Here is a 25985-nt window from a genome sequence, read left to right as displayed (position 1 = left end):
TATTATCAAAAAATTTTCTAAACACTTTCCTGTGGCTCCGGGCTAAAGGTGAGATCGCTGCGGTGCTGTGGGATAGCCGGCCGTCCCAGCCAGCTGCTGTATCCCAGCCGCGATGCGCCGCCGAGGGTGACGCCCTGCACCTCGGCGGCATCAAGAATAAGCCGCACCTCCCAGAGAAACTCAATGCCCAGGTACTGACGCACCCAGTCGCGCAGCTGCTGCGCCCAGGGTTCGCCGGGCAGAAAGCGCCGGTAGCTGTCCATCGATAGCGGCCCCAGCTCCAGACGAAACTTGTGCTGCACGTCGCGCACCGCCACGCCGAGAAACGCCGACACGCCGAGTCGCGGCTTGTGCCGCCCGGCCCCCAGGCTGGCGCGGTCGCGGCGATCGACCGGCTGCCAGTGGGGAACGTTTTCCACCAGCCGCACCGGCACCTGAAAGTAGTGGCTGAGAATTTTTTGCAGCCCCTCGGCATCGCGCGCCTGTCGGGTCAGATGCCCGGCCAGCGCCAGGCGTGAATGCGGGCTAAGGCTGCCCTGCCTGAGCTGCCCCGGCTGCCCCATGCCGATCAGGCTGGCGAGCCAGCGCTCAAACTGACGTTTTTCCGCCCTGTCCAGCGCCACCGTGGGCTGCGCATCGGCCCAGGCGCGGTAAAACAGCAGCGTCAGGCGATGGTGGAACAGATCGGTAAAGGCACTGAGGCTGTTGTCCTGATGGTGGTCGCTGCGCTCACGCGCATATTCCGTGAGATGGACGGGCAGCGGGCCGTTGGGGCCAAACAGGCCAAAGCTGTAGATCGACACATCGTGCAGCGCGCTGCCGTCACGCGGCGTGACGCTGGCGATGGCCGCCGGGGCAAAGGCCAGTGACGGCCGCTGTCCGATGCGCAGCGGCTCGTGGCGCGGCAGCGGCGCACGCCCCAGCGGATAGCGCTGGCCGCCCTGCGCATCCAGCCGCCGCAGCAGCTGGAACAAATCGTAGCGCCACGGCGTGGCGCACAGCGCCGCCCAGAAGTCCGGCGGCAGACGATGCAGGCGGTGGATCTTCTCCGCCTGCGCGGCGGGCTGCTGCGTCATATCAGTGTCCTTTTGCCCATGCGTGGCGCCCAGTAGCCGACATCCCCGCGCTGCTGGCTGGTGAGCGTCATTTCGGTAAAGGTGTTGATCGCCACCAGACGTGAGAACACCCGCTCCAGCACGCTGCCGAGTAGCCACGGGCTGCTGCCAGAAAACGCCTGCTCGTCCACCTCCAGCTCAATGCCGATGCCACGGGCAAAGACTATCGGGCCTGGCTCCGGCACGCGCCGGAACACCGGCTTGAGCTGGCAGTGGCGAATGCCGTCGATCTGGCGCGCCGCGGCGGCTTCAGCGAGGTTGGCATACAGCCCGAGCATCTGGCGCAGCGCCGCCGCGCCCTGGCCGTCGTCGCCGTCCATCAGGCTGAGATAGTTCATTTGCAGGTGACTGACCAGCCGCCAGGCGATTTTCCCCTCCGCCAGCGCCGGGCGCGGCGGGGTTGGCCCTTTACGCAGCGTCAGCTGGCGCACCGGGATCGAATCAGGCATCACAAACTGCCCCTGCTGTTGCAGCAGCAGTAACGGCAGGTCGCGGCTGGTGCACATCACCTCGGCGGTGAGATAGCGCAAATCTTCATGCCACGGCGAGTTGTGCTCATCCACCAGCGAAAGAAACACTTCCGAACCCACATAACCTGTGCGCGTACCAAAGCGCTGCGCACGCTCGGACAGGGTGCGCTGTTCGCGCCGCAGCGAGAAATAGGCCCCGTAGTTGCCGCCGTCATCGCTGAAGGTGCTCCAGAATGGGCGAAACTGCTGCTCCTCGCGCTGGCGCTCGCCGCTGGCGTACAGCTTCTGCACCGAGTAAATTTCGTAGTCCAGCGGACGGATGTTATCCACCACCAGGTGGTATTCGTGCACGCTGTCGCTGAGCTTTTGCCGCTGCGCCACCTTTGGAAACAGGTTAATCACCGGGGTGCAGTGCAGCGCCAGATGGCTGTGGTCAATCACCCGCTCCAGGCCTGGGTTGGCGCTGTCCAGCAGCAGCACGATATCGAATTCGCGCGCCTGCGGGTCACAGGCCTGGAGCAGCGGGCGCAGCTGGCCGATGCTGATAAACTGGAAGCGCGCCGGGAAGGCGAAATACTCCTGCAACAGACGATAACCATCGAAGTTGCGCAGATCGTTTGGCAGCAGCGCCTGATCTGCCGCAAACCCCTCCTGCCGTAGCGCATCATCACCCAGCGGCGTGCGCTGCGGGCTGCTGCCCAGGCTCTGGCAATAGCCGCCCACGTAGTGCTGCATCACCAGCTCCAGCAGTTGCAGCGCCTGCATATCCGGCCCGCTAAGAAAGAACATCAGGCTGTCAAAGCTGAGATGGGAAAGCGTGACGCTCTCATCACAGGCAATACGAATACGCAAGGCGCTGACCGCGCCGCGCTGGCTTAGCCCCAGCTCGCCGAGCGGCACGTCGGCCGGAATGCCGCCCAGCTCGACGCTTTTGATGCGCACCGGTTGCAGCATCACGTCATGGGCGGTGGTGTAGCTACAGGTGACGCCATTCTGCTTCAACGCCTGGCTGTCCATCATGGTGCCGCGCGGCACCAGAAAACCGTTGCTGATATCCCCTTTACGGCTGTCCGGCTGCAGTTCGGCAATCGCCATCGACGGCGTTGGCGACAGGTAGTTCGGCGCAATCATCTCCAGCAGGCGCTGGGAGAAACGCGGAAACTCGGCGTCCATTTTCAGCTGCACGCGGGAGGTAAGAAAGGCAAAGCCCTCCATCAGCCGCTCAACGTAGGGATCGGCGACCTCGTCGCCACGTATGCCGAGTCGGCCAGCCACCTTCGGATAGCGCCCGGCAAACTCCGCGCCCATTTCGCGCAGATACGCCAGCTCACGGTTGTAATAGTCGAGCTGCTTACTGTCCATGAAATTGACCTTCTTGGTTAACCGATATCGCGCAGAGCAAAGTGGCCGTTTTCCAGATCCACATCGGTACGAAACAGGAACTCCAGCGGGTACGGCACGCACCACAGGCGGCCCTTGATCTCAATCGACAGCACGTTGTGCAGGTCGAGCGAGCCGATGTCGGACACGCAGCGCACCTGTAACCCGGCGGGCAGAATGCGCGGTTCAAAGTTGAGGATCGCCGCGCTCAACTTGCGCTGGATATCCTGCCATTCAATATCCGACATGCGCTGTCCCGCCAGCGGAGCAATGCCGAAGTTCACCGTCGAGCGCTGCACGTGCGGGAACGGCGACAAATCCTGCTGCGCTTCATTGTTAATGGTATTAAACAGCCATTGCAGATCGCGCAGCACGTTGCGCCGCAGCGCGCTGTGCGAGATCAGGGTGCTGTTCGCCGCTTCACGCGGGTTGTCCGGCGCGTGGTCGGTTAAGCGGTCGAGCAGCGATGGCTGCATTTTGTCGCGCACGTTCAGCCCTTCCTGCTGGCGGCGCTGGCGGTAACCGCCGTGCAGCAGCTTGTGCCCCTCGTCGCTGTGCTGGCTCATAAGCCTGGCTCTGCTTCGCTAAACGCCAGCGTCTCCATGCCCAGCAGCGGGAATTCGGCATCGGCGCTGAACCAGCATTTCTGACCGTGGCCGCTGAACTGCGGGTCGTCGCCCGCCAGCGGCTGCCATTCGGTGAGCGTGGCCAGGCGGTAGCGGTCGTCGGCCTGTTCGCCGAACGGATAGCGTACCGGGATCTGGCACACCTGCTCGCTGCCATCCACCAGCCTGACCAGCGTATGCCGCCATACCAAGTCGGTGACGCTGACCGGTGCCTGAAAGCGCATTTCGCTGATGGCGCTGAACGGCAGCCAGCTGTACTGTCCGTTGGCAATCAGTTCACAGATCGGGCCGAGCCGCCCGTCACCGTCGGTCAGCCAGTCAAAGGCGTGCTGCTGGTTCTGGTGCGTAAGCTGGCCGGGATTGAGCTGCGCCTCGTCTAAGGCGGCGGCGCGCAACTGCTGCGCCCGGGCAGTGTCGCCTGCGGCATCGGCCGCCAGCGCTGCAAGCAGTTGCTCTGCCCAACCCCAGGCCGCTCCCGGCATCCGTGGCGCGGCTTCACCGGCGAATACCGCCGCGCGCTGGCGTTCGCCGTTAATTGCCTGCTCCAGCAGCGTCACCGTGGGCTGTGCCTGCGGCTTCAGCGCAAGCCAGCTTTTCAGCTGGGTCTGCGCCCGGCTCCAGTTGCCCGCCAGGCACAGCAGCTGGACAAAGCTGGCGCGCAGATCGGCATCGGCGGGCTGGCGTTTAATCTGGCTTTCGAGGCTCGCCAGGGTTTCGGCCAGCGACTGGCCGTCCATCAGATGGTGTAGAGAGTGCATGGCGTGTCCTTAATGTAGGGTACGGAAGGCACCGGCGGCCGGGTCCTGGAGCTGCGGATGCAGCGCATCGACCAGTTTGATGGTCAGATCGGTACTGTTTTTCAGCAGCGGCGACCACAGGTTACGCACCTCATTCAGGCGTTTTTGCAACGTGCCGTTATCCGCCGCCTCTGCCGCCGGGATCTGCACCACCAGCACGCCGTTCGCCTGCCAGCCGTTTAGCTCGGGGGCATAAGGCAACACCATCCAGCTGTCCGCCAGCCTGCTGTCGTTCAGCACCATGCGCTGATTATTGACCGTCACGATGTGCAGACTGTTACCCAGCGCCTTGTCATTCAGTCCGGCGATCGGGAAGCCCTGCAGGAAGGTCATCGCCAGGTTTTTCGCCGCGCCGTGCCCCAACTGGGTGGTAATGCCCGATCCCTTCAGCCAGCCGTCGCTGCCGCAGCTGACGCCGCCTTTGGCGGGGACAAACAGCGCGCTGGTCTGGCTGCTGCCGCGCCAGAACGTGCGGAAATGACAGCCGTCCAACAGGCTGAACTGCACCCACGGGGTGGTATCCGCCGCGGGTGAGAGATCCTCTGCGCGAGGGGTTGATGCAACCGCTGGCGTTTGCGCTGGCGGCGGCGTTTCTGGCGTCACTGGCGGCGTAGTCACCGGCGTTTCCAGCGCGGTCTTCACCGCCCAGCCCTGTGCTTTGCTGGCGCTTCCTACGGCCAGCTTTTTGCCGCCGTCGTCATTCATCTGCCAGTTAATCTGGCTGAGCGCGGGGCACTGCTTCTGCAAAAAGCTGCCCACCTTCGGCAGGTAGTCATCCAGCAGCGCCGGATCTTTTTTGCCATTGGCAACAATACGCAGCGGCAGTGTACGCGCGCACCAGCTTTCGGCACTGGTACTTTTCACGTTATCGATCCAGATATCCAGCTTAAGCGCCGGGGACTGAACCAGCCGGTGATCCTGCGCCCAAGCGCTGGACGCGATCATCAAGGTGAACGCACCTGACAGCCAATATTTCATAAGTTCCTTTTCCTGTATTAATCGCGCAGAGCAATAAATTGTGCCGCTTCCGACAGGGAATGCAGCAGCGTGGTGTCCTGTGGCTCACCGATCCAGACGGCAACCGCACTGTAGTTGTCCTGCTTGTCGTTGGACTGTTCATCATTCTTTTTAATCATCTGCTGCATTAACGTCAGCCATTCCTGCGGCGTGTTGACCATATGCAGCGCCTGCTGCATATGGTGCTGCGACACGCCGTGCCAGAAGCCATCGGTACACAGCAGAAACGCATCGCCATCTTCTATCGGCACCACGTCGCTGTAGCTGGCATCCCGGTCTTCATCGCCCATGCCGAGGGCAAAATAGAGCAGGTTGCCGTTGATGCCGTCGGTCTGGTGCCCGGCATCCTTCATCTGCTGCACCAGGCTATGGTCGGTGGTGACATGATAGAGATAGCCGCGCCGGAATAAATAAAGGCGGCTGTCACCGGCATGCGCCCAGTAGGCCAGCTGGTAATCGCGGTCAATAAACAGGCTGACCAGCGTGGTGCCCATACGATGATGGGGCGGATCGGCTTTCTGCCGTTGACGGATGGCGCTGTTGGCATCATTAACATACTGGCGGATCAGCTGGGCGTTAAGGTGCTGCTGACCGTCAAAACGCTGTAACAGGGTGTCGCGCGCCACGCTGGCGGCAATATCGCCGCCGGGCAGGCCCGCCACGCCATCACACACCACAAAGCAGGCCGAGCGGTCGCCGACAATATCACCGACCTGATCCTGATTACTGGCGCGCGCTCCCTGATTGGACATTGAGGCTAAGGTGATATTCATCATTCTTCCGATCTGATCTGTGAGTCTTTGTACTGGTTGACTTCCATATCGTAGGCGTGCAGGAAGGCTTCGCCGAACAGCGTATGGAAGTCATCTTCAATCTCACCGGCAGTCTCGCTATAGCGTTTGCTGAAGTGGTCCCACAATGCCGCCTTGCGGCTGCCCGGCAGCGACAGACGCGAGGTGACGCCCTGCTGACGCGCCTCCTCCTCCAGCTGCTGCGGGTTAAACGATTGCAGCATCGAGGCGATCAGCGCCCGGATACCGGCGATCATCCCCAGCTGGTGCGCCTGTAAATCGACCAGCGCATCGCGCACCGACTGCTTGGGCGGCATAAAGCCCGGCATGCGGCTGCCAAACATCTGCATCAGCACCGATTTGCCGGACGGCAGCAGCTTGAACGGGTTGTTGGCCTCGTCGAGGATCACCGTCATTTCCGCTTTGACGCCGCGCTTGAGGATCGATCGTGAAGAGAGCAGCGCTACGGTGCCCTGTGAGAACATGCTGAGCATCTGCCCCAGCTCCTGCATCGCATGCTGATCGAAGCGCGGGGTAGGTTGCAGATCCTGTAGCCCCATCCCGCCGATCAGCGCCGCCATCAGATCGCCGTCCAGCATTTCACCACCGCCGTCGCTGCTGTGCGCGGCGCTGTTCGCCACCGGATCGATACTGAGCCGCCCTTTCGGTGGCGGAGTGCTGCTGCGCGCACGCGCCTGCGGGGTCGGCAGGGTAATACCGCCGTAGTCAGCGCTGGAGGAGGACGCCGTGGGCTGGGCCGCAGCCGCTGGCGGCACGTCAAACAGCGGCGAGCTGGCTTCACCGGACTGCGGCGTTTTGTCGTCGCCAAACAGGCTGAAATCACTGTCCGGCTGCGGCAGATCTTCCTGTTCGGAGGAGGCTTTTTTCCCGCCGGCAGGCGGCACGGGTTCTGGCGCTGGCGTGCTAACCGGCGGCTGCGATCCCGGCTGCGGCTTATCCTCTGGCGGCGTCAACGGCACCGCGCTGCCCATCATCAGGCCAAGCGGATCGTCACGATCGACCTGTGCCGCCGCGCCTGCGCCGAACAGCGCCAGCGGATCCTGCTCATCCCCTCGTGCGTCATGCGTGACGCTGCTTTTGGCTCCCGGCGGCTGGAACAGCGTGCTGGGGGTACTGTCATCAAAAATACTGTCCTGTTTAAACAGCGGATCCTGATTAAACAGGCTGTCGGGAGTTCGATCGCGGCGATCGAGGTTTAACGGATCGCTGTTCTGCTTCAGCTGTGCCAGCGGATCGGCAGGGTTGCGCTCGGCGGCGGCCGGAGCGGTCAGCGGGTTATCCTGGCCTGGCGGTTTGGCTTTGCTGCGGCTGGAGAGGTTATCGGAAATCGAGAACTCCTGCGCCAGGCTGTCCCAGATCTCGCTGGGGATCGCTGCGGGTGCAGCAGCTGCCGCCGGAGCGACCGGCGCGGCGACCGGCTGCGGGCGCGTCACTGCGGGCGCGGACACCGGCTGACTGAGCGGCAGCGCGGCGGCGCTCAGTTCGCTGACCTGTAGGCGATAGTCATCAATACCGATGATATCGCCATCCTGGAGCTCGACCTGGCGACCGCGCTCCAGCGGAATATCATTCAGGTGGACGCGCGTCACGTTGCCACGATTGGTGATGTGGCACTCGCCCGTCGCGCTGATATGTACGATAGCCTGAAGGCGTGAAATGGTGCGGTCGTCATCCGGCAGCACCAGGTTGTTATCGGCTCCACGGCCAATAGTGCCGCCGGGCGGCAGAAAGTCGCAGCTGCTCTGCGGCGGCTGCTGGCCCGGTTTGCTCGTTATAATCGTAAATCGCATAACGTTTTCCTGCGTTTAGGTAGTGACCCGTCTGCATGGGTGATGCAGGGTAATACGGCGGTTAAACTGCGCCGCTCTGGGGGAAAGCGGCGGAGTTTACGCGCTGGATTTGGGGCTGAAATGAGGTGAAGGCGGATGGTCTGAATATTACTGCGAACCGAGAGAAAGTTCTCCTTGTTGATTTCTTAGCAGAGAAAAATCAGCGCGATAGCGGATAATGTCTCCAGAAGCGCGGTCATTGACGCGCATGAAAACGTTGTAGCTGCCGGGATCCCAGTTGATACCAGGCCATTGAGTACATTCTCCGGCGTTGACGGCGCGATCTTCTGCTGTCACCGATGACGGAGAAATTACCTGCCACTGCTGCTGATCAAACCAGGAAACCATCGGGCCATTGCTGGTCAGTGCCGCGTGACGATCGGCCGCATTCTGCGGGATAATAAAGCACGGCTGGTTGTGGTTAACCCTGACCTGCATCCGTTCGAACTGCGGTTTTTCAAGCTGACAAGCCGTGAGAAGTAGCGCCACAATCGGGATAATCACTGGTTTTTTCATAAGAAAGCGCTCCGGCTGCGTGGGTTTGTTAGGAAAACTCGCAGTGTGTTTTGATATTTTAGCTTTAAATCCGGCCCCACAATCCCCCTAAAGCCAGAAAGTCGGTCAAAGTTATTTAATCCGAAACTCTTCACGTAATAATAGTCAGATATTATTGATGCCTGCTGTTCCATACCAAAATCAGATAATAACTTATCGGGAGGGAGTGAATATTCATAGCTGGCCGCCCAACTGAAAGTTCCTCTGAGCCTGACATTCATACCTATTTGATGCTGAAGAACATGAACCATCTCATGAATAAACCAGTGTTTGTCTCCAGCTGGAGCAATAGAGAAGTCATCCTTGTAATAAGGTTCCCTGAAGTAGATTTCCCCATTAGGCGTCATAGCCACCCGGTTTGACTGTAAGTTAAATGGCAAATAACTATCGTTATGAACTTTTACAAAAGCATAATTTATTGCATTGCCAAACACCGAAATTGCCATGCTAATTTCACCTGATGTCAGTCCCCTCACATCACCCACGGTTAATTTCATTTCAATACTCCTTCATCTTCCCTGACCGAAGAATCGTCGATACATTCTCAATTCGGCTATTTAATTGAATATTTGTGTCACTATTCCTGTGGTATAAATACTCTTGTCGAAGAATTTCATTATTCATAAAACACAGATTTATTTTTTGCAATACGCGTTTTATACAACCTTACAATACGGCTGTTGCTCGTTCGGGCATGGGGCTAACTCTCTTCTTCATGCCAGTACCGTCTCCATACTGCATGGCATTCACAGCAGTTCAGCCAATTATGTTGAGTAATCAGTAGCGTCGGGAAAAACGATCACAGTATTAGTCATCCCTTTTATCTTTAAACTCTTTCACCAGCTTATCCAGCTGCTGGCTGTGATAAAAATCAATGTACTTCGCCAGCGTCATCGGTGCGCCTGACTGACTGCCATACTGCTTATCCAGAAACGTCTTACCCAGCTCTCTTGCCGCAGTATGTGCTGCCAGGGAATAATCACCAAATTCCAGATAGCCACGGGCAGCGGCGGCGGCATCCTCTTTTATCTCTTTGTTTTGATAGCCCTGAGACAGACAGGTGCTTAATGCGTAGTTTTTCAGATTCGTTTGTGGGCTATATTTATTGTCTGCCTCTGCGCTGAGGATCAGGAAGAACATCGTTAAAAGAGAGAAAAACACGCTTTTAGCAAATATAGCCAGTCTGCGGCAGAGGTAAATAAATAGATTACCCATAAGGGATCTCTTTCAGTTTTTTTATTCTTTCAAGATTAGCATCGGTGATACACATATTAATAAAGGCGATTCTAACGTTTGTTCCTTCATCTGCTGCGAAACCTGCCAGCTTGCAATCATTTTCACGGTATTTAAGCCAGGTTCTCTGCGCTGCCAGCAGGGTATCAAGATATTGTTTCTTTTCGGCCGGGTCACTATCATAAGTTGACTCAACGCGTTTTTTAGCCGCAATATACTCTTTGTTTAAATCAGCTTCAGCCTCTATTCTGTTTTTTTCTGCGCAGGCATTAACTTCAGCATCAATCCTGTGCCCTTAGAACAATCTTCGATGGCATAAGCTGTGCTCGCCTGTAGTGCAAAGGTCAAAAGAGAAAGTGATAATAGCTTGTTCATATCTATCTCCACTTGGGCTTATTTATGCTGTTATACATGCTTTCTTGAATGACTATTCATATTTATACCCTTGGTGCATTCAATATATATCATCATTCGCCAATAGCGGTGGTGATACATTCCAGATGATGGAGAATAAGACGGCGATTCAATCGTCCTGCTTACCTTTAAACTGCTTCACCAGCTTATCCAACTGCTCGCTATGATAGAAATCAATGCATTTTGCCAGCGTCATCGGCTGACCAGATTGACTGGTATATTCCTTAGCCAGAAACGCCTTACCCAGATTTCTAACCGCCGTGTGTGCTGCGAGGGAATAGTCGCCAAATTCCAGATAGCCTCGAGCGGCAGCAGCGGCATCCTCTTTTACCTCTTTACTCTGATACCCCTGAGAAATACAGGTACTTAGCGCATAGTTTTTTAAATACTGACTTGGGGTATAGGCTGCCTTAGCGCCAGCTTGGATAGAAAATAATAATGCAGCAGCCAGTAAAACCCATCCTATTTTAATAACCATATTGACCCCTCATTCGAAATCGGGAAATAACAGTGATCGGAACAAACCGACCCATTCCACAACGTTGCATGCCCGCTTGCATCACTCCAGCCATTGACTGCAAAAACCAATATCCCTTTCAGATTTTGAAAATCACCGGGCTTTGGATTTTTTACTATCTTGTCAGGTTTACCGTATTTTTTATGCATATACGTCAACAGGTCTTTCACCCGGTATATGTACCAATTTTTATCATCTCCTGAAACCGTTTTCCAGACGCCCCTTTCGACCTTAGCCCCAGAGTAGTTTAACGTGTAACTCATTCTTATCGCGCAGGCATTGGTAAATCCCTGTGCGGGGTCCTGTTCGCCTAGAGTGATATTTGCACCGACATTTCCACCTATCTTTTTTCCAACAGATGAAACATCGATATTTATCTCACTGAAGCGCTGCCATGCCTGTAAAAAAGCGGGTCTTATTACCATAAACTTTCCTTATGCGACTAAAAGCACTGAAGAAATGAGCTTGCCCATTCAGTCATGAATGGGCAATTGGGATGAATAATTAAGCTTCTTTATTCTCTTTAATATTCCAGCCAGCGCTGCTTTCTGCGCCTTTACCGCCGGAGGTGCTCTGCTCCCAGTACTGCTGTTTCACTTTGGCAGCCTGGAATGCGTAGGTTACGCCCAGAGTATCGTCACCGTCGGAACCGACGAACTGCACGTTGGTGACCAGCACGTCTTCCAGAGTAATACGGGTGTACTCAATCTGAGTGCCGCCCGCTTTACATACGGAGACCTCGACTTTGCCTACGTGCTTACCGCTGGCGCAGTTTTTCAGCAGCGCGGTAACCGCCTTATCGATTTTTGCATTGATGTGCAGATCGTTAAAGTTCACTTTACCGGCACCGCCGCCGCCGCCTACGGACATGTTGCCCGGCTGGGTAGCGCCCCAGGAGAAAGAAGTCACATCGATCCAGCCGGTGTGGTTAGAATCTTTAGATTCACCGGTTATACCGTCAACTTTCAAATACATATCAATAGCCATGGTTATCTACTCTCATTAGTTAAGTTATTGCTTTTACCCTGCTTCCTTCAGGAAACCTTTGGGCTTAGATAAAGCACTGATATAGCATACAGATAAATATAAAAATAAATATTCTATATTTACCTCTGCCCTGCTTCCGAATATCGCCAAGCGGGAGATATTCAGAAAGATATAGCGATCAATTATATTTCCACTATTCATCGCTAAACCTGATGACGCTTAGCCTGCTTTATTTACCAGCAGGCCAGGCGCTGGTTATTTTCTGTGGGCCGTTAAGCTGACCTGAGTTTTTCTGCAATACCATAAATGCCAATCAAGGCAGCTATAGCAACGATCATCAGGGCAATATGCAATGCGGTAGCAGTCGCGGAAATATGCCAGTCGAATATCAAAACATAATAGCCAGCACAGGCAATAAAACCGAGGAAAGCCAGATACGTCAGCGCTATACGCGATAACCCGCGCAGCGATTTTCTCAACACCCGCTTTCCTCCCGCTAAAGAGGCGGTATCACCGCCCCTTTCTGTCACCCCACCCCGCTTTATCACGCGTCGTTCGATTTCAGCGACGGCAGTTTAGACACCAGACGCAGCGACACGGTCAGACCTTCCAGCTGGTAGTGCGGGCGCAGGAAGAACTTGGCGGCGTAGTAGCCCGGGTTGTCTTCGATCTCCTGCACCTGCACCTCGGCAGAAGCCAGCGGCTTGCGTGACTTGGTTTCCTGCGAGGAGTTAGCCGGGTCACCGTCAACGTAGTTCATCACCCAGTCGTTCAGCCAGCGCTCCATCTCGTCACGCTCGCGGAAGGAGCCAATCTTGTCGCGCACGATGCACTTCAGGTAGTGAGCAAAACGGCAGCAGGCGAAGAGATACGGCAGGCGCGCCGCCAGTCGGGCGTTGGCGGTGGCGTCGGCGTCGTGGTATTCCGCCGGTTTTTGCAGCGACTGTGCGCCAATAAAGGCGGCAAAGTCGGAGTTCTTGCGGTGTACCAGCGGCATAAAGCCGTTTTTCGCCAGCTCGGCTTCGCGACGATCGCTGATGGCGATTTCGGTCGGACATTTCATATCCACGCCGCCGTCGTCGCTCGGGAAGGTGTGGCACGGCAGGTTTTCCACCGCCCCGCCGGACTCGACGCCACGGATCGAGGTACACCAGCCAAAGTCTTTGAACGAGCGGTTGATATTGGCGGCCATCGCGTAGGCGGCGTTGGTCCAGGTGTAGTTACCGTGGTTAGCGCCGTCGGTCTGCTCTTCAAAGTCGAAGCTGTCCACCGGGTTGGTGCGGATGCCATAAGGCAGGCGCGACAGGAAGCGCGGCATCACCAGGCCGAGGTAGCGCGCATCTTCCGATTCACGCAGGCTGCGCCAGGCGGCGTATTCGGTGTTCTGGAAGATTTTGGTCAGGTCACGCGGATTGGCCAGCTCCTGCCAGGACTCCATCTGCATGACGCCCGGCGCGGTGCCGGTGATAAACGGACAGTGCGCGGCGGAGCCGATACGCGCCATTTCGCTCAGCAGCTCGACGTCCTGCGGGCCGTGATCGAAGTAGTAGTCGCCCACCAGGCAGCCAAAAGGTTCGCCGCCGAACTGGCCGTACTCTTCCTCATAGATCTTCTTAAAGATCGGGCTTTGATCCCAGCTGACGCCTTTGTAGCGCTTCAGGGTACGGCCCAGCTCCTGTTTCGAGATGCTCATAAAGCGGATTTTCAGCATCTCGTCGGTTTCGGTGTTGTTGACCAGGTAGCTCAGACCGCGCCACGCGCCTTCCAGCTGCTGGAAGTCTTCATGGTGGATAATCTGGTTGATTTGCAGCGAGAGCTTCTCGTCGATCTCGGCGATCAGTGCCTGGATAGTGCGGTAGGCATCGTTGGAGACGGTAACGGTATTTTCCAGCGCCTGCTGCGCCAGGGTCTTCACCGCGCTCTCCACCGCCGCGCGCGCCTGGTCGCTTTTCGGGCGAAACTCTTTATTCAGCAGCGCGCTGAACGCGTCCTCGCTGTAACCCTGTTGCTGCTGCAAATCGCCTGACTGTTGGGATTGATTGCTCATCGCTTACTCCTTGTTGCCGTGGTCGTCGGCTGGCGCATCGTCAGCTTTCGGCAGATGGCTGAGTGATTTCAGCAGCGTTGGATCCTGGAGGATTTTGCCAATCAGCTCTTCCGCGCCGTTCTTGCCGTCCATATAGGTCAGCAGGTTAGCCAGCTGGGTGCGGGCATCCAGCAGCTGGTTAAGCGGCTCGACGTTGCGTGCCACCGCATCCGGCGAGAAGTCTTCCATGCTGTTGAAGGTCAGATCGATGTTGAGACGCCCTTCGCCGGTCAGGGTGTTTTCTGCCTGGAACGCCACGCGGGGCTTCAGCGCCTTCATGCGTTCGTCGAAGTTGTCGACGTCGATGTCAAGAAACTTACGTTCATCGACGCCCGGCTGCGCCTCCAGCGGTTTGCCGACCAGGTCGGACATCACGCCCATCACGAAGGGCAGCTGGATTTTGCGTTCCGCACCATAGATTTCCACGTCGTACTCAATCTGCACGCGTGGTGCGCGGTTACGGGCAATGAATTTTTGCCCACTGGATTTACTGACTGCCATGGTTTGCTCCATTGTGTGTGCGCGTTATAAATTGTGACGCGGTTAAGGCCTGGCGATGCAGGCTATGAGTGGTCGCGACGCCCGAAAATCGTTTCCAGCTGGTGTACGCCGTCCGGGGCGAGATCGCGGATAATGTCCATAAAGTCCAGCTCTATCATGCGTTGTACGCGCTCGATCATCAGCGGGGCGGGATGGCTTGGCTCGTGCTGGCTAAAATACTGTTTCACTTTTTCCAGCATCAGCTGCGCATCGCTGCGCGAGCTAAGCTGTACGCTGCGCCAGTCGGCGTGCTGCTGTGCGCCAGGCGCGGCGGCTGGCGCAGACGTGGCGCTGCTGGCGGCAGTTTCAACCGCTGGGATCAGGGTACTGAGGTCGGTGGCCTGACAGGCGGCAGCCACGCTATTTATGGTTTTCAGCAGCTGATCCATTTCCGGCAACGCCCCCGCGCCCAGCCGTTCAGTCAAAGTTTCGCGAATAGTCAGTAACCGCTCACTTATCTTGACGACCGCCTCAATGCCGGGCTGCCCTCCCCGCGCCAGTTCATCCTGTAAGCGGGCGCGGCCGCCGGGATAGCCGGGGCATTCGGTTTTACTGCCGTCGAGCAGCCCACTGGCATCGCGCAGGCTGATTTCATCGGTGGCATAGCGTAGCAACGAAGCCTGGCGCAGCGCGGCGGTCAGCGCCGATTTATCACCCAGCGCCGCCAGCGCGTTGAGGCGGTAAAATGGGTCCTCTATACCGTCCTCTTCCAGTGACGGCCACAGCGGCTGCCAGTAAAGCAGCAGCGCCTGCTGGATCAGATGCAGGCCGTCGGCGTAGCCGCTCAACCCTTTGAGCTGGGTCCAGGCGCGGGTCAGCGCCAGCATCACGCGCAGATCTTTGCTGCGCCCCAGCAGATCCAGCGCCAGCCGCTCGACTTTGTTCCAGTCCGCCGGTTCCGCCGGAATGATGGTATCGCCAAACTGCTGTTCGGCTTTACCGGCGCTGGCCTGGTCCATCGCCATGTAGTCGGCGTCATATTCAAGGTTATCGCCACAGGGGCGGTCAGGCGTGATCGGGGCCAGCAGCGCTTCAAGATCCATCGCGGTTCCTTACTCGGTTACTCAAACATCGGAGGATAAAGCCCGTTGCGGCCGGGCTTCGCGCCCTCCGCCGGGTCGAACAGCATGCTAAACAGCTGGCTGGTAAAGTTGCCGCTGTGCAGATGCGTATAGAGCGGGTAGCCATCGGTGCGGTTGGTCCACCAGAAGCTGGTGTACTGCTGCGGGCTGAAGCAGTCCGCCGCCTGCCGCCAGCCCAGCGTATCCTGCCGATCGTCGTAGCCAATCGCCTCGAGAATGCCGGAGGCGTCACCGTGCTCCGGTTCCGGTGGGGCGGGGATCGCCAGCAGCGCCTCGTCGAGCCGTTCAGCCGAACAGCCGTTGCGTACGCCCTGTAGCAGGGTGCGCCCCAGCTGCTGATACCATTCACCCGCCCGCGCCAGGCGCTGGGGTGACCACTGCGTCAGGTTATAGCTAAGCAGCGCGCAGACCGGATACTGCCGCCCCACGCTGTCGCGCGCCGGCAGCAGACAGCCCATTTGCACCAGACGACTGCCGAGCAGCGGGGGAACAACGAAGTTCCATACCGGGGCGTTGCCGAACTGGCGGCCGCCGTCCGGGCGCTGTTCTTCGCTTTGCTTCCAGTCCAGCAGCCCCAGCTGGAACCAGTGGCTCCATGAGTTAAACAGCGCCTCCGGGAAGCGGCGTTTTAAAAAATCACCGGCACTGGGCAATTTGCCGTACCAGCCGATCGCGGGCGTCTCGCTCATCATCATTTCCTTGCGGCTACGGGCATGCGAACCCGGAAAGCTGAAACGGATTGCGGATGCTGTTTGGAGTGAACTCCAGCGTCACGCGGTGGCCGTCTACGTTAAAGGTGGCCTGGCGGCTCAGGCTGCTGCTGCCCGGCGCCAGCTGCGCCCGGTCAAAGAAGCGATTCAGCGCCCAGACGCCGTTGGTCACCAGCGTCGAGGTGGTGCCGTTCGCCAGTCCAAGCTGCATGCGCACCTGGCTGGTGCCGCCGCTGCCCGGCCAGTTCATCAGCTGTACCGCCTGCGGCCCGTGGCTGTAGCGCAGCAGCTGGCCGTCGACGTCCAGCGTCAGGTTAAGAATATCGTTATCCATGCGCAGCGTGCGTACCGTCACGCGAAACGCCGGGGTGGTGGCACCGTTGGCAAAGAACGCATCACGCACGCTTTGCGCCTGCTGGAACGGGCGCAGAATGTCTTCGCCGCCGATGCCCTTGCCGTCAATGCCCGGCGTAAAGCGCCAGGCCGACTGCGTGGTATCGACTTTGTTGGCAAGATTATCGCGGAAGAAGCTGTCCATCAGGCCGCTGCCGGGGGCAAACATGCGCGCCAGGTCATCCGGGGTCACTTCGCTGCGCGCCGAGCGCACCAGCGGGTAGCGTCCGGCAATCGCCTGACGGCAGAAGCCGCCGACCTCGCTGCTGATGCGTTTGCGCACGTTTTCCAGTTCGCGGCGCTGGGCGTCACTGCTGGCACCGACCGCGAGCGTGGAGAACATGGTTTGCAGCGAACCGGGTAAGCGTCCGGCGCTGGCCTGCAGGTGGCTGATGGCATCACCCGCTGGCGGCGGCATGCCGCTGTTGGCGGCATCCTGCACCGCCGTCAGATAGCGATACAGGTCATCTATCTGGCGAAGAAAGTCATCAAAGGCGATGGTTTTACCGCCCTGCTCCAGCGGCTGCGCCAGTTCGATAACCGGCGCAAAGTGGTTGGCCACCGCCTGTTCAGGTGCCTGCTCTGCCGCCGCCGCCGTGCTGTTCTGCCGTGAGCGGAACAGCGCCTGTAGGGTGCGGGTGGCGCTGTTATCGGCCTCTGCGTCCTTCTCTTTGCCCGGCGGCTTCTCATCCGTGGGCAGCTTTTCCAGCACCAGGTAGCGACTGAGGTTAATCACCAGCCTGCGCAGCGGCGAGTTATTGCTGGAGAGCAGGCGCGCGCTGTTGATGCGCTGGCTGAGATCGGCGCTGTTATTCAGCTGAATGTCCTGTAGCAGGCTGTCCCATTGGCGGATATAGTCGCCGATATACAGCTGGCGTACCGCGGCATCGGTTTGCTGCTGGCTTTCGCCGCTGGACGGTGCGCCCAGCACCCAGCGGTCATCGTCATGCAGGGCTGTGGTGACCGGCGCGATATGTTTATCCAGGCTCTGCCAGTAGCCGTCCGGGGTAAACAGGCCGGGAATGCCATCGGCAATTGAGCGCCCGCTTTTGCGCGAGAATACCAGCTCGCTCTGCGGCCCGCCGAGCGAGGCCAGCGACACCGCTTTCAGGCTTTCATCACGTTCCAGCAGGCGCTTGAGCCGCCCCCAGACGCGCTGTGACAGCGGCATCTGATTAATCAGCGCCTGCTCGCGCTTTACCAGCGCATCATCCCGCGCATAGGGAGAGGACTGGATCTGATTTTCCAGCAGCTGGCTGAGGTGCCACTCCAGCTGTTTTAGCTGCGTCTGCGTGACGTTTTGCGGCAGGTTGCGTTGCAGGTTGAGCATTAGCCAGGCATGCAGGAACTTGCCGTCATAGTGCGGCGGCTGATACAGCATCTGATAGGCTTTCAGCGCTTCATAGCTGTAGTCGGCGTCGCTGCCGTTATCGTTGCGCAGCCAGCCGGTGATCAGCTGCGCCACCTGCGGCAGCAGCAGCTGTTTCAGTGATTTCTGATACAGCGCCTGGGTGGCATCGCTGACCTCGGCCCCGCGATACAGCCCCATACGGCGGCTTATCGGCGGCGAGTTCAGGTCAAACTCACTGCTTTCCGGCAGCTTCAGCAGGCTGTTAAGGAACGGCAGCAGCGCAAACAGATCGCCCTGCTCGCTGCCCTCTAGCGTAGCGCTTTGCCGCGCCACCTCCGGCACCCGCGCCTGCACCTGTTGCAGATAGCTTTTGTTGTTGCCGTAGCTGGTGAACCACAGCAGCGCGCTGATGACCATTACGGCGGCAAGGGCGATATAGCCCGACCACAGCAGCGCCCGGTTGCGCAGCTCCCACCAGCGGTTGCTGCCCGCCAGCCCGGCCTCGGCAAAGATCACTTTTTGCAGCACGTCTTTCAGGAAGAAGCTTTGCCCCTTGTTGCCGGGGATCGGCGCATATTTGCTGGTCTGGTCCCAGCTTCCGCTCTGGCCGCTGGCCGCATCCTGCTGCGGCAGCTGTAAGGCGCGGTTAAGCTCGCCCATCACCCGGTCAAACGGCAGCCCTTCCTGGGTGCCGCTGGCAAAGTAAATGCCGCGCGGTGAGAACTGGGTTTCAAAATCTGAAAGGGCAAACACCGTGTCCAAGTACTCCGCCAGCAGCGGACGCAGCGCGGCGAACTCCTGCGGGAACAGGAAACTTTCGGCGCGCGCCTGGCTATCGCTCTCCTGGAGCAGCGTATCCGGCAGCCCGGCATCCAGCCGCTGTTGCAGCAGGGCGTACTCCTGGGTGAAGGCCGCCTGTAGGTCAAAATCGCTCATCTTTGCCCGTTCCCACGGGAAGGTGAAGCCCCAAATCTGTTCGCGCTGGGCCTTGTCGAATTTGGCAAAGTAGGCGCGGAAGCCTTTCAGCAGATCGGCTTTGGTGACCAGCACATACACCGGGAAACGAATGCCCAGCTGTTCATGCAGCTCGGTCAGACGCTGGCGTAGCGCCACCGCCTGCTGCCGTGCCGCCTCTGCCGACTGGGTCAACAGATCGGAGACGCTGACGGTCACGATCACGCCGTTGATCGGCTGGCGACCCCGGTATTTGCGCAGCAGGTTAATAAAGCCGTGCCATTCTCCGGCATCCTGCTGCTGCTGGCTCTCCTGGGTGGTGTAGCGTCCGGCGGTATCGAGCAGCACCGCTTCATTGGTAAACCACCAGTCACAGTTACGCGTGCCGCCAATGCCGCGCAGCGCGGATTTGCCAAAGCGGTCGGCCAGCGGAAATTGCAGCCCGGAGTTGACCAGCGCGGTGGTTTTCCCGGCTCCCGGCGCGCCGATAATCACATACCACGGCAGCTGGTAAAGGTACTGGCGGCTGAAGCGCTGCGCCCAGAACGGCGAACGGCTACCGGCATGGGAGAAGTGCGCCTTTTTCAGCAGCTCGGAGGCTTCGCTAAAGCGTTCCGCCAGCACCCGATCTTCGCTGGTCAGACGCGGATTATCACCGTCCGGCTGTTCGCCGGGGGTGGTTTTCAGGCTGCCCATCAGCTTACGGTTCAGCCAGGCGTTATACAGGCGCGGCACCAGGTTACCCAGCGCCCACACCAGATAGAGCAGGCCGATACTGATCTGGCGGTTAACTTCCGGCTCCAGCGGCCGCGAGTCTGCAATCGAAAATACCGGGCCGATGACCCAGATAATAAACGACAGCGCGGTGATCCCGACAAAGCCCCACAGCAGGCGATGGGTTAAAACGGCAAACAGCATATTCAACATCGGTTAGTTTCCTTGCGCCATGTCGTTCAGCTCGACCCGGGTATTGCCCGGTGACACCAGCAGCGTGATTTCTACACGGCGGTTGCGGGCGCGGTTCTCAGCGCTATTGTTCGGGGCAAGCGGACTGCTTTCGCCGCGTCCTTCCGCCTTCACCCGCTGCGGCTGGCTCAGATGCTGCCGCAGCTGCCCGGAAACCGACTGCGCCCGCGCCAGGGAAAGCTCGTAGTTGGAGGCAAAGCGCGCGCTGCGGATCGGCACGTTATCGCTGTAGCCGACCACCAGGATGCGGCCGCTGACGTTGTTCATGGCGGCGGCAACGCGGTCCAGCACCTCGGCGTAGCGCCCGCGCACTTCGGTAGAAGCAGAGGTAAACAGGCCGTCACCTTTTAGCGTCACCACGCTACGGTCAGCCTCGTCGCGCACCGCCACCAGCCCCTGTTCGATTTCGGGCTTCAGGAAGGTTTTCAGATTAACCGCGGCAGGCGGCGGCGGAGCCGGATTGTGAATACTCACTTCCGGTAACGAGGTCTGGTAGACCGAGGCCAGCACCGGACTGGTGTAGTCACCTAACCGCCAGTTGAGCAGGATATAGAGCAGGCAGGCGAGGAAGCCCACCACGGCGGTGCAGGCCCACAGCGGTACTACCGGACGCCACAGTTTACGCGTTACCGGATGGTCTTCCGGATGCACCGACAGCGGCGGCGCATAGCCACCGCGTACCGAGCGGATCATCTGTAGCAGGCGCTGTCTGATGGTTTCCAGCTGGGAACGCCCGTTATCCATCACCCGGTAACGTCCCTCAAACCCCAGCTGCAGGCAGAAGTTAATCAGCTCCAGCAGGGCAATTTGTTCGCGCGGCGTCTGCGACAGGCGCGCCAGCAGCTGGAAAAATTTCTCCCCGCCCCAGGTTTCGTTATGAAAGGTGACCAGCAGCCCATTGCCGGGCCAGACGCCGCGCCCGCCCCACGGGGTGAGCGCGGCCGCTTCATCCAGCGCGGTACACAGGCAGTAACGCGCGCCGATAATCACTTCCCACGGCAGCCCGGCGCGCTGGCAGTTCATTTCAAACTGGCGGATCTCATCGACCAGCCGCTGGCGCAGTCCGGCCGGATCGGGATGGGAAACCGAATGGCGGATCTGGGGAATGGCGTTCAGCAGCGGGTTGGCGGCGGCGACCAGTGGATTGTGACCGTTGGCAGCGCCGATACCCGCCTGGGCGGCATCAGAATGTTTTTCCTGTTTCATTGTGCTTGAGTCCCTGCTCAGACTGCGTGACTGCGAATTGCCCAGAACTCCATTTCCAGCCCCGGAAACTCACCGGCCAGGTGCAGCGCGAAGGTGCCGGATTTCTCCATTTCCTGCCACAGTTCGCTGCCCTTATCGAGCTGAAAATAGTTGTAGCCAGCGTGCCACGGGATCTGCGGCGGCGCGGCCGGCATGGCCCGCAGCATAATGCCGGGCAGCTGCAGCTGAACCAGGTCGCGGATTTTGGTCACCGGGGCCACCTTCATCTGCGCCGGGAAGTGGGTTTGTATCGCTTCGGCCGGCACGTTGGCCCGCACCGCCAGCACAAAGCCAAACTCGCGCACCATGGAGGACTCAGGCACCGTAGCCACGTTCAGGCCGTGAGAACGCTCGGTGAGCGGCAGCTGTAGCGCGTTCTCTTCCATCACCTGCGACAGGCCCTGTCGCAGCAGCAGCACCAGCTGGCTGAAGCAGCCCGCCAGGTCATCGTGTTGGTAAGTGGGTAGTGCACCGTCCGGGGTACGCGATGGCATCCAGCTGGTCAGTTCAGCCGCAAACGTCAGCCAGCCGTGGAATAGCGTTTCAGGATGGATCAGCGGTAGGCTTTTCACATGGCTGATATGCCCCAGCTGCTGGTTAATCAGCGTCAGCAGCATAAAATCGACCATATCAGCGGTGTTGAAGCGCCCCGGCTGCTGCAGGCGCTGACCGATCTGCTGGCTGCGCTGCACCAGCAGGCCGTGGATATCGCCAATGTATTCCATCAGCTGTGACTGATTGATGGCATTGAGCATCGGTGGAATATAGCTGCCGTCGAGGCGTAACTGATGGTCATTGCGCTTTTCAGCGATGCGCGCCACGCCGATAGCGGTCCATTCGGCGCTCAGTTCGCTTTCCAGCATCAGCCGCAGACGTAAACGGCCAAACTGGACCGCCGCCGGGCCGACCGCCATCGCGTTAAAATCATCCACTTCGCGTTCGAAGCTGATAAAGCGCGCCAGCGAATCACCAGACTCACTGAAGATCACCTCTTCACGCCCGCCGCGCCGCGCCGGCAGCGCCAGCACCACTTTGGCCTGGGTGAGGTTATCGGGGATCAACAGCGGCGCTGGGGCATCGTCCCCATTGCTGAAGGCAAACGCCGTGCCGTCCGGCAGCAGGCCGCTGGCGGAGAGCAGCGCGACTTTGCCCTGGCGCAGCATCGACTCATCAAATTCAATATCATGCAGGCCCCATAGCCAGGGGCGCTGTGCCTGCCCCCAGTCACGCAGCGTGCTTTGCAGGTAGTTTTCGCTCTGCTGGAAATGATGCGGGCGCAGAAACATTCCTTCGGTCCAGACTACTTTTTCTGCTTTGCTCATGATGACTCCTGTGTCCGCGCTAATCGCGGGGGTTTACCACACGGACACCGTTGATGTCGGCGATGATGTCGGCGCGCAGATTATCCGTATTCCCTTGCCAAAATTGATAAAAACGGCGTTCGGCGGGAAGAGGAACCGGCAGTGAGATCCGCCACGTTTTGCCATCAAGCGCCTGATATTCGGCCATAATGCCGATATAGCGCGCCTCCGGGCTGGTCTGCCCAAGCAGCTTTTTACCCGTTTGTCCCGGCATCAGGAAAAACTGCTCGCTGTTCAACAGATTTTGCCCCAGCACGCCCTGCGGATTATTTTGCAACGAGTAGAAATCGGCGGCCATAAAATCCGCGTCTGACTTCAGCAGCAGCACCCGTACTTTCAGAGGGGCCGAATCGTTGATCTGAGGATGTGCCTGAAAGACCAGGCTGTACTGGGTGGGAACGCTGCGTGAAGTTGAAACACAACCTGCCAGCAGGATAAGGGCTGCCAGTAAAAACGCCTGGTTTACCAGGCGAGAAATCGAAATTTTGTGCATAGTCATGCTGCCATTAACGCGTTATCAGTCAATGATCCAGGTACCGTTGTTGTTGTTCTGGCAGGCTTTGCTGTCGCCGTCTACCGCAACGCAGGTCTTCTTCTTCGCCGGGGCACGCACACGCTTGCGGCGCTGATCCGCTTTTAGCGTTTGGTCATACAGGGCGCTTTTCACACCGGCACGCAGCGGTACATAACCAATCAACTGCTCCTGTCCCGCATCGGCAATGGCGAACCAGTTGTTTTCAACCGATCCCAGCACGGTAAAGGTCTGACCGTTGTCCAGATTGCGTACCAGCTTGCCGCCAAAATTCGGGCGACTCATTACCGAGGCCGCGTACAGCGCTCGATACTCTTCGCCAACCGGCGTAAAGCTTTGCGGCGGCGTGATCGCGTGACGATAGCTCAGCGTGACGCCGTCAACCGTGCTGGAAACCACCGTATCGTCGGTGATTTTCGGTGCAGGGGCTTTACAACCAACGACGCTCAATACAAACAGCAGACTTAATGCGATACGAATTTTCACCATAATCCTCTTACGTTTTCTCAAAAATAACGGAGTAACGGGCGTTGACTCACACCCGAAGTACAACAGCAGAAAAAAGACGGTAATCAGGCCGAAAAGAGAGAAGGATGACGACCCGGTAAATTTGCGCAGTGGCAGCATTTATCGCCATAGCGAACTGACTATTTTGCGGGCTGCGACAGCCGCTTTCGCTCGCCGTGTACGACCACAATTTACTTCAGAACAGATGATGGTTTGCAGGCAGCGTGTCGATTTTATCGGGTGGCGCGAAACGTTATGAATGATTAATTTTCAGCGTAAAATTACTCACAAAACGTGGGTTGTCACATGACACGCAGGTCTCGCCGTACGGTAACGAAAGGTAACCTTTAGATGCACTTTGTAATGGGCCATCTGAACAGCAGCGGCAATGGCTATCGAAACTATCATTTGCCATGCAGTGGCTGAATTGACCAAATGCAACGTACTGCGCGTAATATCAAGGAAGTCGGGAAGAGATGTTAAACATTAATGTTCATAGCTACCGCGCGAGATAGACATTAGCCATCCCGATGACCAAAAGCATTCATCCTGAATTGTAAGTTTTTCGGCAATTTTACAGAGAAAAAACAATAATTCAACGAAGAGCTGGGGCGGGATGTTTGTTAAGACATTCTTATGCAGGCACTGCATGAAAATTACACATAAAGTCTGAGATTAGTTAGGACTCATCCTATGTCAATAAGCTAAACTTCACCTTTAGACGGCCCTGACCTATCAATGAAGCGCGTTTGCACGGCAGGAGTTTTCTAAAAAAACTTTGAATGCCGTAACGTGGAAAAAATCGAGCGAGGTGAGATAAATGGCGGGAAAGCACCTATTGCTAAAATAAGGTGCAATAAAACAAATTTTTAGCATTAATAACATAGAGATCATTTGTTGTTAGCACAAAAAACCAAAAAAAGAGGTTAAGATTCCCTAATGAATGGTTCTACAGCACAAAAAAAGGCGCTTACGCGCCCAGTAACCCCTGCAATTCAGTCAGGGAGGTGACCTCCCAGTCTGGTTTTATCCCCTGCGGCCTGCTGCGGCCATCGCTGTTCAGCCAACATGTTGCCATTCCGGCATTGATGCCGCCGAGAATGTCTGAATCAGGGTTATCTCCTACCATCAGTACCCGATCGCGTGGCGGGTTAGCCATCTGGCCGAGCGCATAATCAAAGATCGCCGGATGCGGTTTGGCATATCCCACCTGCTCGGATATCACCAGCAGGTCGAAGAGCCCGGAGAAACCGGTATGTTCAAGCCGTGCCTGCTGCAGCGCGGTAAAGCCGTTAGTCATAATGCCGATTTTGACCCTACCCTGTAACGCGTTGATCAGCTCCGCTGCCCCAGGCAGAGGCGTGCAAATTTCAGCCATTGCCCTCAGAAAACCGCCGTTAAGATCCTGTGGCGTCACATCAAGCTTCGCGGCCCAGCCCTCAAAGCGCTGGTGCTGTAACTGCAACGCGCTGATGGCACCATTTTGATAGTCAACCCATAGCGGCTTGTTGATCGCCTGATAGTCATCATAGTCGGCACGCGTAAATGAAATATCGTAGCGCTGAAACAGACGCTGTAAGCCCGCAAACGCATCGAAGTGAAACAGCGTCTCGTCCGCGTCAAATAAAATCCAGTCCCAGTTTTTAAGCATCGGTCAGATCCCCGTTAGATGGTAAGCGCCATAATGACCGCATCTTCTTTACCGCTGGTCGTCGGATAATAGTTACGGCGAATAGAGACCTCATTAAAATTCAGCTGCTCATAAAGTGCGATGGCGGCACGATTTGAAGCGCGCACCTCCAGCCATAAGGTCATGACGTTGCGCTGCGTCAGCTCGCAGATCAGGTGTTGTAGCAGCTCACGGCCCAATCCGCGACGCTGAAATGTCGGATCGACCGCCAGATTAAATAGCGTCGCCTCGTCCAGTACCACCTGAGTAATGGCGAAAGCGGCCAGCACGCCGTCAACCGTCAGTCGGAGGTTGAGATAGCGTTCACCCTGATTGCTGGCAAAGGTCTTTTCTGTCCAGGGAAAAGCGTGGCTACGCCGCTCAATGGCAAACGCGGCGTCAAGATCGTGCGGAGTGAGTAAAGAAATCTGATTCATAGTGGCAAATTTGCTGCCAGAGCGCCCGTTTGGCCTCGGCATTATTATAAAGCTCCGCCAGTACGGGGGAAGCAATTTGGGTTCCGGCTAACGTTACCGGGGCATCCAGACCTAAACGCCAGCTGTGACAGCGGGCGTCGTCCGGCAGCATCGCCAGCTGGTCTGGGGTAAGAACCTGCACCTGCGGTTGACGCAGATTCAGTGCGAGCAGGACGTCCGCCACCAGCGGATCATGCAGCATGGGCGGATTGTCCGCCACAATCACCAGCCGGGTTTCAGCGGGTAGCGTGACCGCGATCTCCCCCTGCAGGGCGCGCGGACGCCGCAGCGTATACTGCGTTATGCCCATTTGCTGTAGTAACCAGTCACGTCTGGGAGACATCATTTTTTCCTGTCCGAT

The 25985-nt window shown here is 58.0% G+C and carries 28 protein-coding genes; all 28 read right to left on the bottom strand.

The window, feature by feature from the left end; genetic code table 11:
- Positions 1–17 precede the first annotated feature (17 nt).
- The 28 genes from tssG to ETA_RS04140 all read right to left on the bottom strand — a co-directional run bounded on the left by tssG (position 18) and on the right by ETA_RS04140 (position 25967).
- Entirely contained in the window at positions 18–1076 is a 1059-nt protein-coding gene (gene tssG, locus ETA_RS04265; RefSeq protein WP_012440381.1) for a type VI secretion system baseplate subunit TssG, read from the bottom strand.
- A complete protein-coding gene (gene tssF / locus ETA_RS04260; RefSeq protein WP_012440380.1) occupies positions 1073–2947 on the bottom strand; it encodes a type VI secretion system baseplate subunit TssF in 1875 nt (624 codons plus the stop codon). Before tssF ends, tssG begins: the two co-directional genes overlap by 4 nt.
- Before the next feature lie 17 nt (positions 2948–2964).
- Positions 2965–3531 carry a type VI secretion system baseplate subunit TssE gene (gene tssE, locus ETA_RS04255; protein WP_012440379.1) on the bottom strand — a complete coding sequence of 189 codons (567 nt, stop codon included), beginning with the start codon at positions 3529–3531 and terminating at the stop codon, positions 2965–2967.
- Positions 3528–4349 carry a type VI secretion system accessory protein TagJ gene (locus ETA_RS04250; protein WP_012440378.1) on the bottom strand — a complete coding sequence of 274 codons (822 nt, stop codon included), beginning with the start codon at positions 4347–4349 and terminating at the stop codon, positions 3528–3530. The genes tssE and ETA_RS04250 overlap by 4 nt, the downstream gene beginning before the upstream one ends.
- A 9-nt stretch (positions 4350–4358) precedes the next feature.
- Positions 4359–5366, bottom strand: coding sequence for a hypothetical protein (locus ETA_RS04245; protein WP_012440377.1), 1008 nt, complete (start codon positions 5364–5366; stop codon positions 4359–4361).
- A 17-nt stretch (positions 5367–5383) separates the two neighbouring features.
- Complete coding sequence (locus ETA_RS04240) at positions 5384–6178, bottom strand: PP2C family protein-serine/threonine phosphatase (RefSeq protein ID WP_012440376.1); 795 nt, start codon at positions 6176–6178, stop codon at positions 5384–5386.
- Positions 6178–8007, bottom strand: coding sequence for a type VI secretion system-associated FHA domain protein TagH (gene tagH, locus ETA_RS04235; protein WP_012440375.1), 1830 nt, complete (start codon positions 8005–8007; stop codon positions 6178–6180). The genes ETA_RS04240 and tagH overlap by 1 nt, the downstream gene beginning before the upstream one ends.
- Positions 8008–8154: 147 nt before the next feature.
- Positions 8155–8562, bottom strand: a complete 408-nt coding sequence (locus ETA_RS04230) for a putative T6SS immunity periplasmic lipoprotein (RefSeq protein ID WP_012440374.1) — start codon at positions 8560–8562, stop codon at positions 8155–8157.
- Positions 8559–9098: a hypothetical protein gene (locus ETA_RS04225; RefSeq protein ID WP_012440373.1), complete on the bottom strand. Its 540-nt coding sequence runs from the start codon at positions 9096–9098 to the stop codon at positions 8559–8561. Before ETA_RS04225 ends, ETA_RS04230 begins: the two co-directional genes overlap by 4 nt.
- Before the next feature lie 310 nt (positions 9099–9408).
- On the bottom strand, positions 9409–9741 hold the full coding sequence (locus ETA_RS04220) for a T6SS amidase immunity protein Tai4 family protein (RefSeq protein WP_042959254.1): 333 nt from the start codon (positions 9739–9741) through the stop codon (positions 9409–9411).
- A gap of 67 nt (positions 9742–9808) precedes the next feature.
- A complete protein-coding gene (locus ETA_RS20305) occupies positions 9809–10081 on the bottom strand; it encodes a lysozyme inhibitor LprI family protein (protein ID WP_331421874.1) in 273 nt (90 codons plus the stop codon).
- Positions 10078–10209 carry a hypothetical protein gene (locus ETA_RS20535; RefSeq protein WP_269446403.1) on the bottom strand — a complete coding sequence of 44 codons (132 nt, stop codon included), beginning with the start codon at positions 10207–10209 and terminating at the stop codon, positions 10078–10080. The genes ETA_RS20305 and ETA_RS20535 overlap by 4 nt, the downstream gene beginning before the upstream one ends.
- A 148-nt stretch (positions 10210–10357) precedes the next feature.
- Positions 10358–10726: a T6SS amidase immunity protein Tai4 family protein gene (locus tag ETA_RS04215; RefSeq protein ID WP_012440371.1), complete on the bottom strand. Its 369-nt coding sequence runs from the start codon at positions 10724–10726 to the stop codon at positions 10358–10360.
- The gene (locus ETA_RS04210; RefSeq protein WP_012440370.1) at positions 10711–11190 is read right to left on the bottom strand and encodes a type VI secretion system amidase effector protein Tae4; all 480 of its coding nucleotides are present in this window, start codon (positions 11188–11190) and stop codon (positions 10711–10713) included. The genes ETA_RS04215 and ETA_RS04210 overlap by 16 nt, the downstream gene beginning before the upstream one ends.
- Before the next feature lie 79 nt (positions 11191–11269).
- Positions 11270–11752, bottom strand: coding sequence for an Hcp family type VI secretion system effector (locus ETA_RS04205; RefSeq protein WP_012440369.1), 483 nt, complete (start codon positions 11750–11752; stop codon positions 11270–11272).
- Positions 11753–12024: 272 nt separating this feature from the next.
- Positions 12025–12234 (bottom strand): hypothetical protein, encoded by a 210-nt coding sequence (locus tag ETA_RS04200; RefSeq protein WP_231853299.1) that lies wholly within the window; start codon positions 12232–12234, stop codon positions 12025–12027.
- A gap of 62 nt (positions 12235–12296) precedes the next feature.
- Positions 12297–13799, bottom strand: a complete 1503-nt coding sequence (tssC, locus tag ETA_RS04195; protein ID WP_012440367.1) for a type VI secretion system contractile sheath large subunit — start codon at positions 13797–13799, stop codon at positions 12297–12299.
- Positions 13800–13802: 3 nt separating this feature from the next.
- Positions 13803–14339, bottom strand: a complete 537-nt coding sequence (gene tssB / locus ETA_RS04190) for a type VI secretion system contractile sheath small subunit (RefSeq protein ID WP_012440366.1) — start codon at positions 14337–14339, stop codon at positions 13803–13805.
- 62 nt (positions 14340–14401) lie between these two features.
- Positions 14402–15421 carry a type VI secretion system protein TssA gene (tssA, locus tag ETA_RS04185; RefSeq protein WP_012440365.1) on the bottom strand — a complete coding sequence of 340 codons (1020 nt, stop codon included), beginning with the start codon at positions 15419–15421 and terminating at the stop codon, positions 14402–14404.
- 17 nt (positions 15422–15438) lie between these two features.
- Complete coding sequence (tagF, locus tag ETA_RS04180) at positions 15439–16149, bottom strand: type VI secretion system-associated protein TagF (protein WP_042958634.1); 711 nt, start codon at positions 16147–16149, stop codon at positions 15439–15441.
- A 16-nt stretch (positions 16150–16165) separates the two neighbouring features.
- A complete protein-coding gene (gene tssM, locus ETA_RS04175) occupies positions 16166–19795 on the bottom strand; it encodes a type VI secretion system membrane subunit TssM (RefSeq protein ID WP_012440363.1) in 3630 nt (1209 codons plus the stop codon).
- 3 nt (positions 19796–19798) lie between these two features.
- The gene (locus ETA_RS04170; protein WP_012440362.1) at positions 19799–21040 is read right to left on the bottom strand and encodes a DotU family type VI secretion system protein; all 1242 of its coding nucleotides are present in this window, start codon (positions 21038–21040) and stop codon (positions 19799–19801) included.
- 17 nt (positions 21041–21057) lie between these two features.
- A complete protein-coding gene (tssK, locus tag ETA_RS04165) occupies positions 21058–22401 on the bottom strand; it encodes a type VI secretion system baseplate subunit TssK (RefSeq protein WP_012440361.1) in 1344 nt (447 codons plus the stop codon).
- A 19-nt stretch (positions 22402–22420) separates the two neighbouring features.
- Positions 22421–22933 carry a type VI secretion system lipoprotein TssJ gene (tssJ, locus tag ETA_RS04160; protein ID WP_042958632.1) on the bottom strand — a complete coding sequence of 171 codons (513 nt, stop codon included), beginning with the start codon at positions 22931–22933 and terminating at the stop codon, positions 22421–22423.
- Between the two features lie 24 nt (positions 22934–22957).
- The gene (locus ETA_RS04155) at positions 22958–23458 is read right to left on the bottom strand and encodes an SH3 domain-containing protein (protein ID WP_042959253.1); all 501 of its coding nucleotides are present in this window, start codon (positions 23456–23458) and stop codon (positions 22958–22960) included.
- Between the two features lie 991 nt (positions 23459–24449).
- On the bottom strand, positions 24450–25130 hold the full coding sequence (gene yjjG / locus ETA_RS04150; RefSeq protein WP_012440358.1) for a pyrimidine 5'-nucleotidase: 681 nt from the start codon (positions 25128–25130) through the stop codon (positions 24450–24452).
- A gap of 14 nt (positions 25131–25144) precedes the next feature.
- Positions 25145–25585, bottom strand: coding sequence for a ribosomal protein S18-alanine N-acetyltransferase (gene rimI / locus ETA_RS04145; protein ID WP_012440357.1), 441 nt, complete (start codon positions 25583–25585; stop codon positions 25145–25147).
- On the bottom strand, positions 25548–25967 hold the full coding sequence (locus ETA_RS04140; RefSeq protein WP_012440356.1) for a DNA polymerase III subunit psi: 420 nt from the start codon (positions 25965–25967) through the stop codon (positions 25548–25550). Before ETA_RS04140 ends, rimI begins: the two co-directional genes overlap by 38 nt.
- Positions 25968–25985 lie beyond the last annotated feature (18 nt).

The sequence above is a fragment of the Erwinia tasmaniensis Et1/99 genome (assembly GCF_000026185.1).
Taxonomy (GTDB): Bacteria; Pseudomonadota; Gammaproteobacteria; order Enterobacterales; family Enterobacteriaceae; genus Erwinia; species Erwinia tasmaniensis.
Note: the sequence above shows the minus strand (reverse complement) of the source record. Positions and strands in the feature narration are given on the sequence as shown.

Coding starts and splice junctions, on each gene's coding strand:
- tssG (WP_012440381.1), bottom strand. CDS start 1,076: ATGACGCAGCAGCCCGCCGCGCAGGCGGAGAAGATCCACCGCCTGCAT.
- tssF (WP_012440380.1), bottom strand. CDS start 2,947: ATGGACAGTAAGCAGCTCGACTATTACAACCGTGAGCTGGCGTATCTG.
- tssE (WP_012440379.1), bottom strand. CDS start 3,531: ATGAGCCAGCACAGCGACGAGGGGCACAAGCTGCTGCACGGCGGTTAC.
- ETA_RS04250 (WP_012440378.1), bottom strand. CDS start 4,349: ATGCACTCTCTACACCATCTGATGGACGGCCAGTCGCTGGCCGAAACC.
- ETA_RS04245 (WP_012440377.1), bottom strand. CDS start 5,366: ATGAAATATTGGCTGTCAGGTGCGTTCACCTTGATGATCGCGTCCAGC.
- ETA_RS04240 (WP_012440376.1), bottom strand. CDS start 6,178: ATGAATATCACCTTAGCCTCAATGTCCAATCAGGGAGCGCGCGCCAGT.
- tagH (WP_012440375.1), bottom strand. CDS start 8,007: ATGCGATTTACGATTATAACGAGCAAACCGGGCCAGCAGCCGCCGCAG.
- ETA_RS04230 (WP_012440374.1), bottom strand. CDS start 8,562: ATGAAAAAACCAGTGATTATCCCGATTGTGGCGCTACTTCTCACGGCT.
- ETA_RS04225 (WP_012440373.1), bottom strand. CDS start 9,098: ATGAAATTAACCGTGGGTGATGTGAGGGGACTGACATCAGGTGAAATT.
- ETA_RS04220 (WP_042959254.1), bottom strand. CDS start 9,741: ATGTTCTTCCTGATCCTCAGCGCAGAGGCAGACAATAAATATAGCCCA.
- ETA_RS20535 (WP_269446403.1), bottom strand. CDS start 10,209: ATGAACAAGCTATTATCACTTTCTCTTTTGACCTTTGCACTACAGGCG.
- ETA_RS04215 (WP_012440371.1), bottom strand. CDS start 10,726: ATGGTTATTAAAATAGGATGGGTTTTACTGGCTGCTGCATTATTATTT.
- ETA_RS04210 (WP_012440370.1), bottom strand. CDS start 11,190: ATGGTAATAAGACCCGCTTTTTTACAGGCATGGCAGCGCTTCAGTGAG.
- ETA_RS04205 (WP_012440369.1), bottom strand. CDS start 11,752: ATGGCTATTGATATGTATTTGAAAGTTGACGGTATAACCGGTGAATCT.
- tssC (WP_012440367.1), bottom strand. CDS start 13,799: ATGAGCAATCAATCCCAACAGTCAGGCGATTTGCAGCAGCAACAGGGT.
- tssB (WP_012440366.1), bottom strand. CDS start 14,339: ATGGCAGTCAGTAAATCCAGTGGGCAAAAATTCATTGCCCGTAACCGC.
- tssA (WP_012440365.1), bottom strand. CDS start 15,421: ATGGATCTTGAAGCGCTGCTGGCCCCGATCACGCCTGACCGCCCCTGT.
- tagF (WP_042958634.1), bottom strand. CDS start 16,149: ATGAGCGAGACGCCCGCGATCGGCTGGTACGGCAAATTGCCCAGTGCC.
- tssM (WP_012440363.1), bottom strand. CDS start 19,795: ATGTTGAATATGCTGTTTGCCGTTTTAACCCATCGCCTGCTGTGGGGC.
- ETA_RS04170 (WP_012440362.1), bottom strand. CDS start 21,040: ATGAAACAGGAAAAACATTCTGATGCCGCCCAGGCGGGTATCGGCGCT.
- tssK (WP_012440361.1), bottom strand. CDS start 22,401: ATGAGCAAAGCAGAAAAAGTAGTCTGGACCGAAGGAATGTTTCTGCGC.
- tssJ (WP_042958632.1), bottom strand. CDS start 22,933: ATGCACAAAATTTCGATTTCTCGCCTGGTAAACCAGGCGTTTTTACTG.
- yjjG (WP_012440358.1), bottom strand. CDS start 25,130: ATGCTTAAAAACTGGGACTGGATTTTATTTGACGCGGACGAGACGCTG.
- rimI (WP_012440357.1), bottom strand. CDS start 25,585: ATGAATCAGATTTCTTTACTCACTCCGCACGATCTTGACGCCGCGTTT.
- ETA_RS04140 (WP_012440356.1), bottom strand. CDS start 25,967: ATGTCTCCCAGACGTGACTGGTTACTACAGCAAATGGGCATAACGCAG.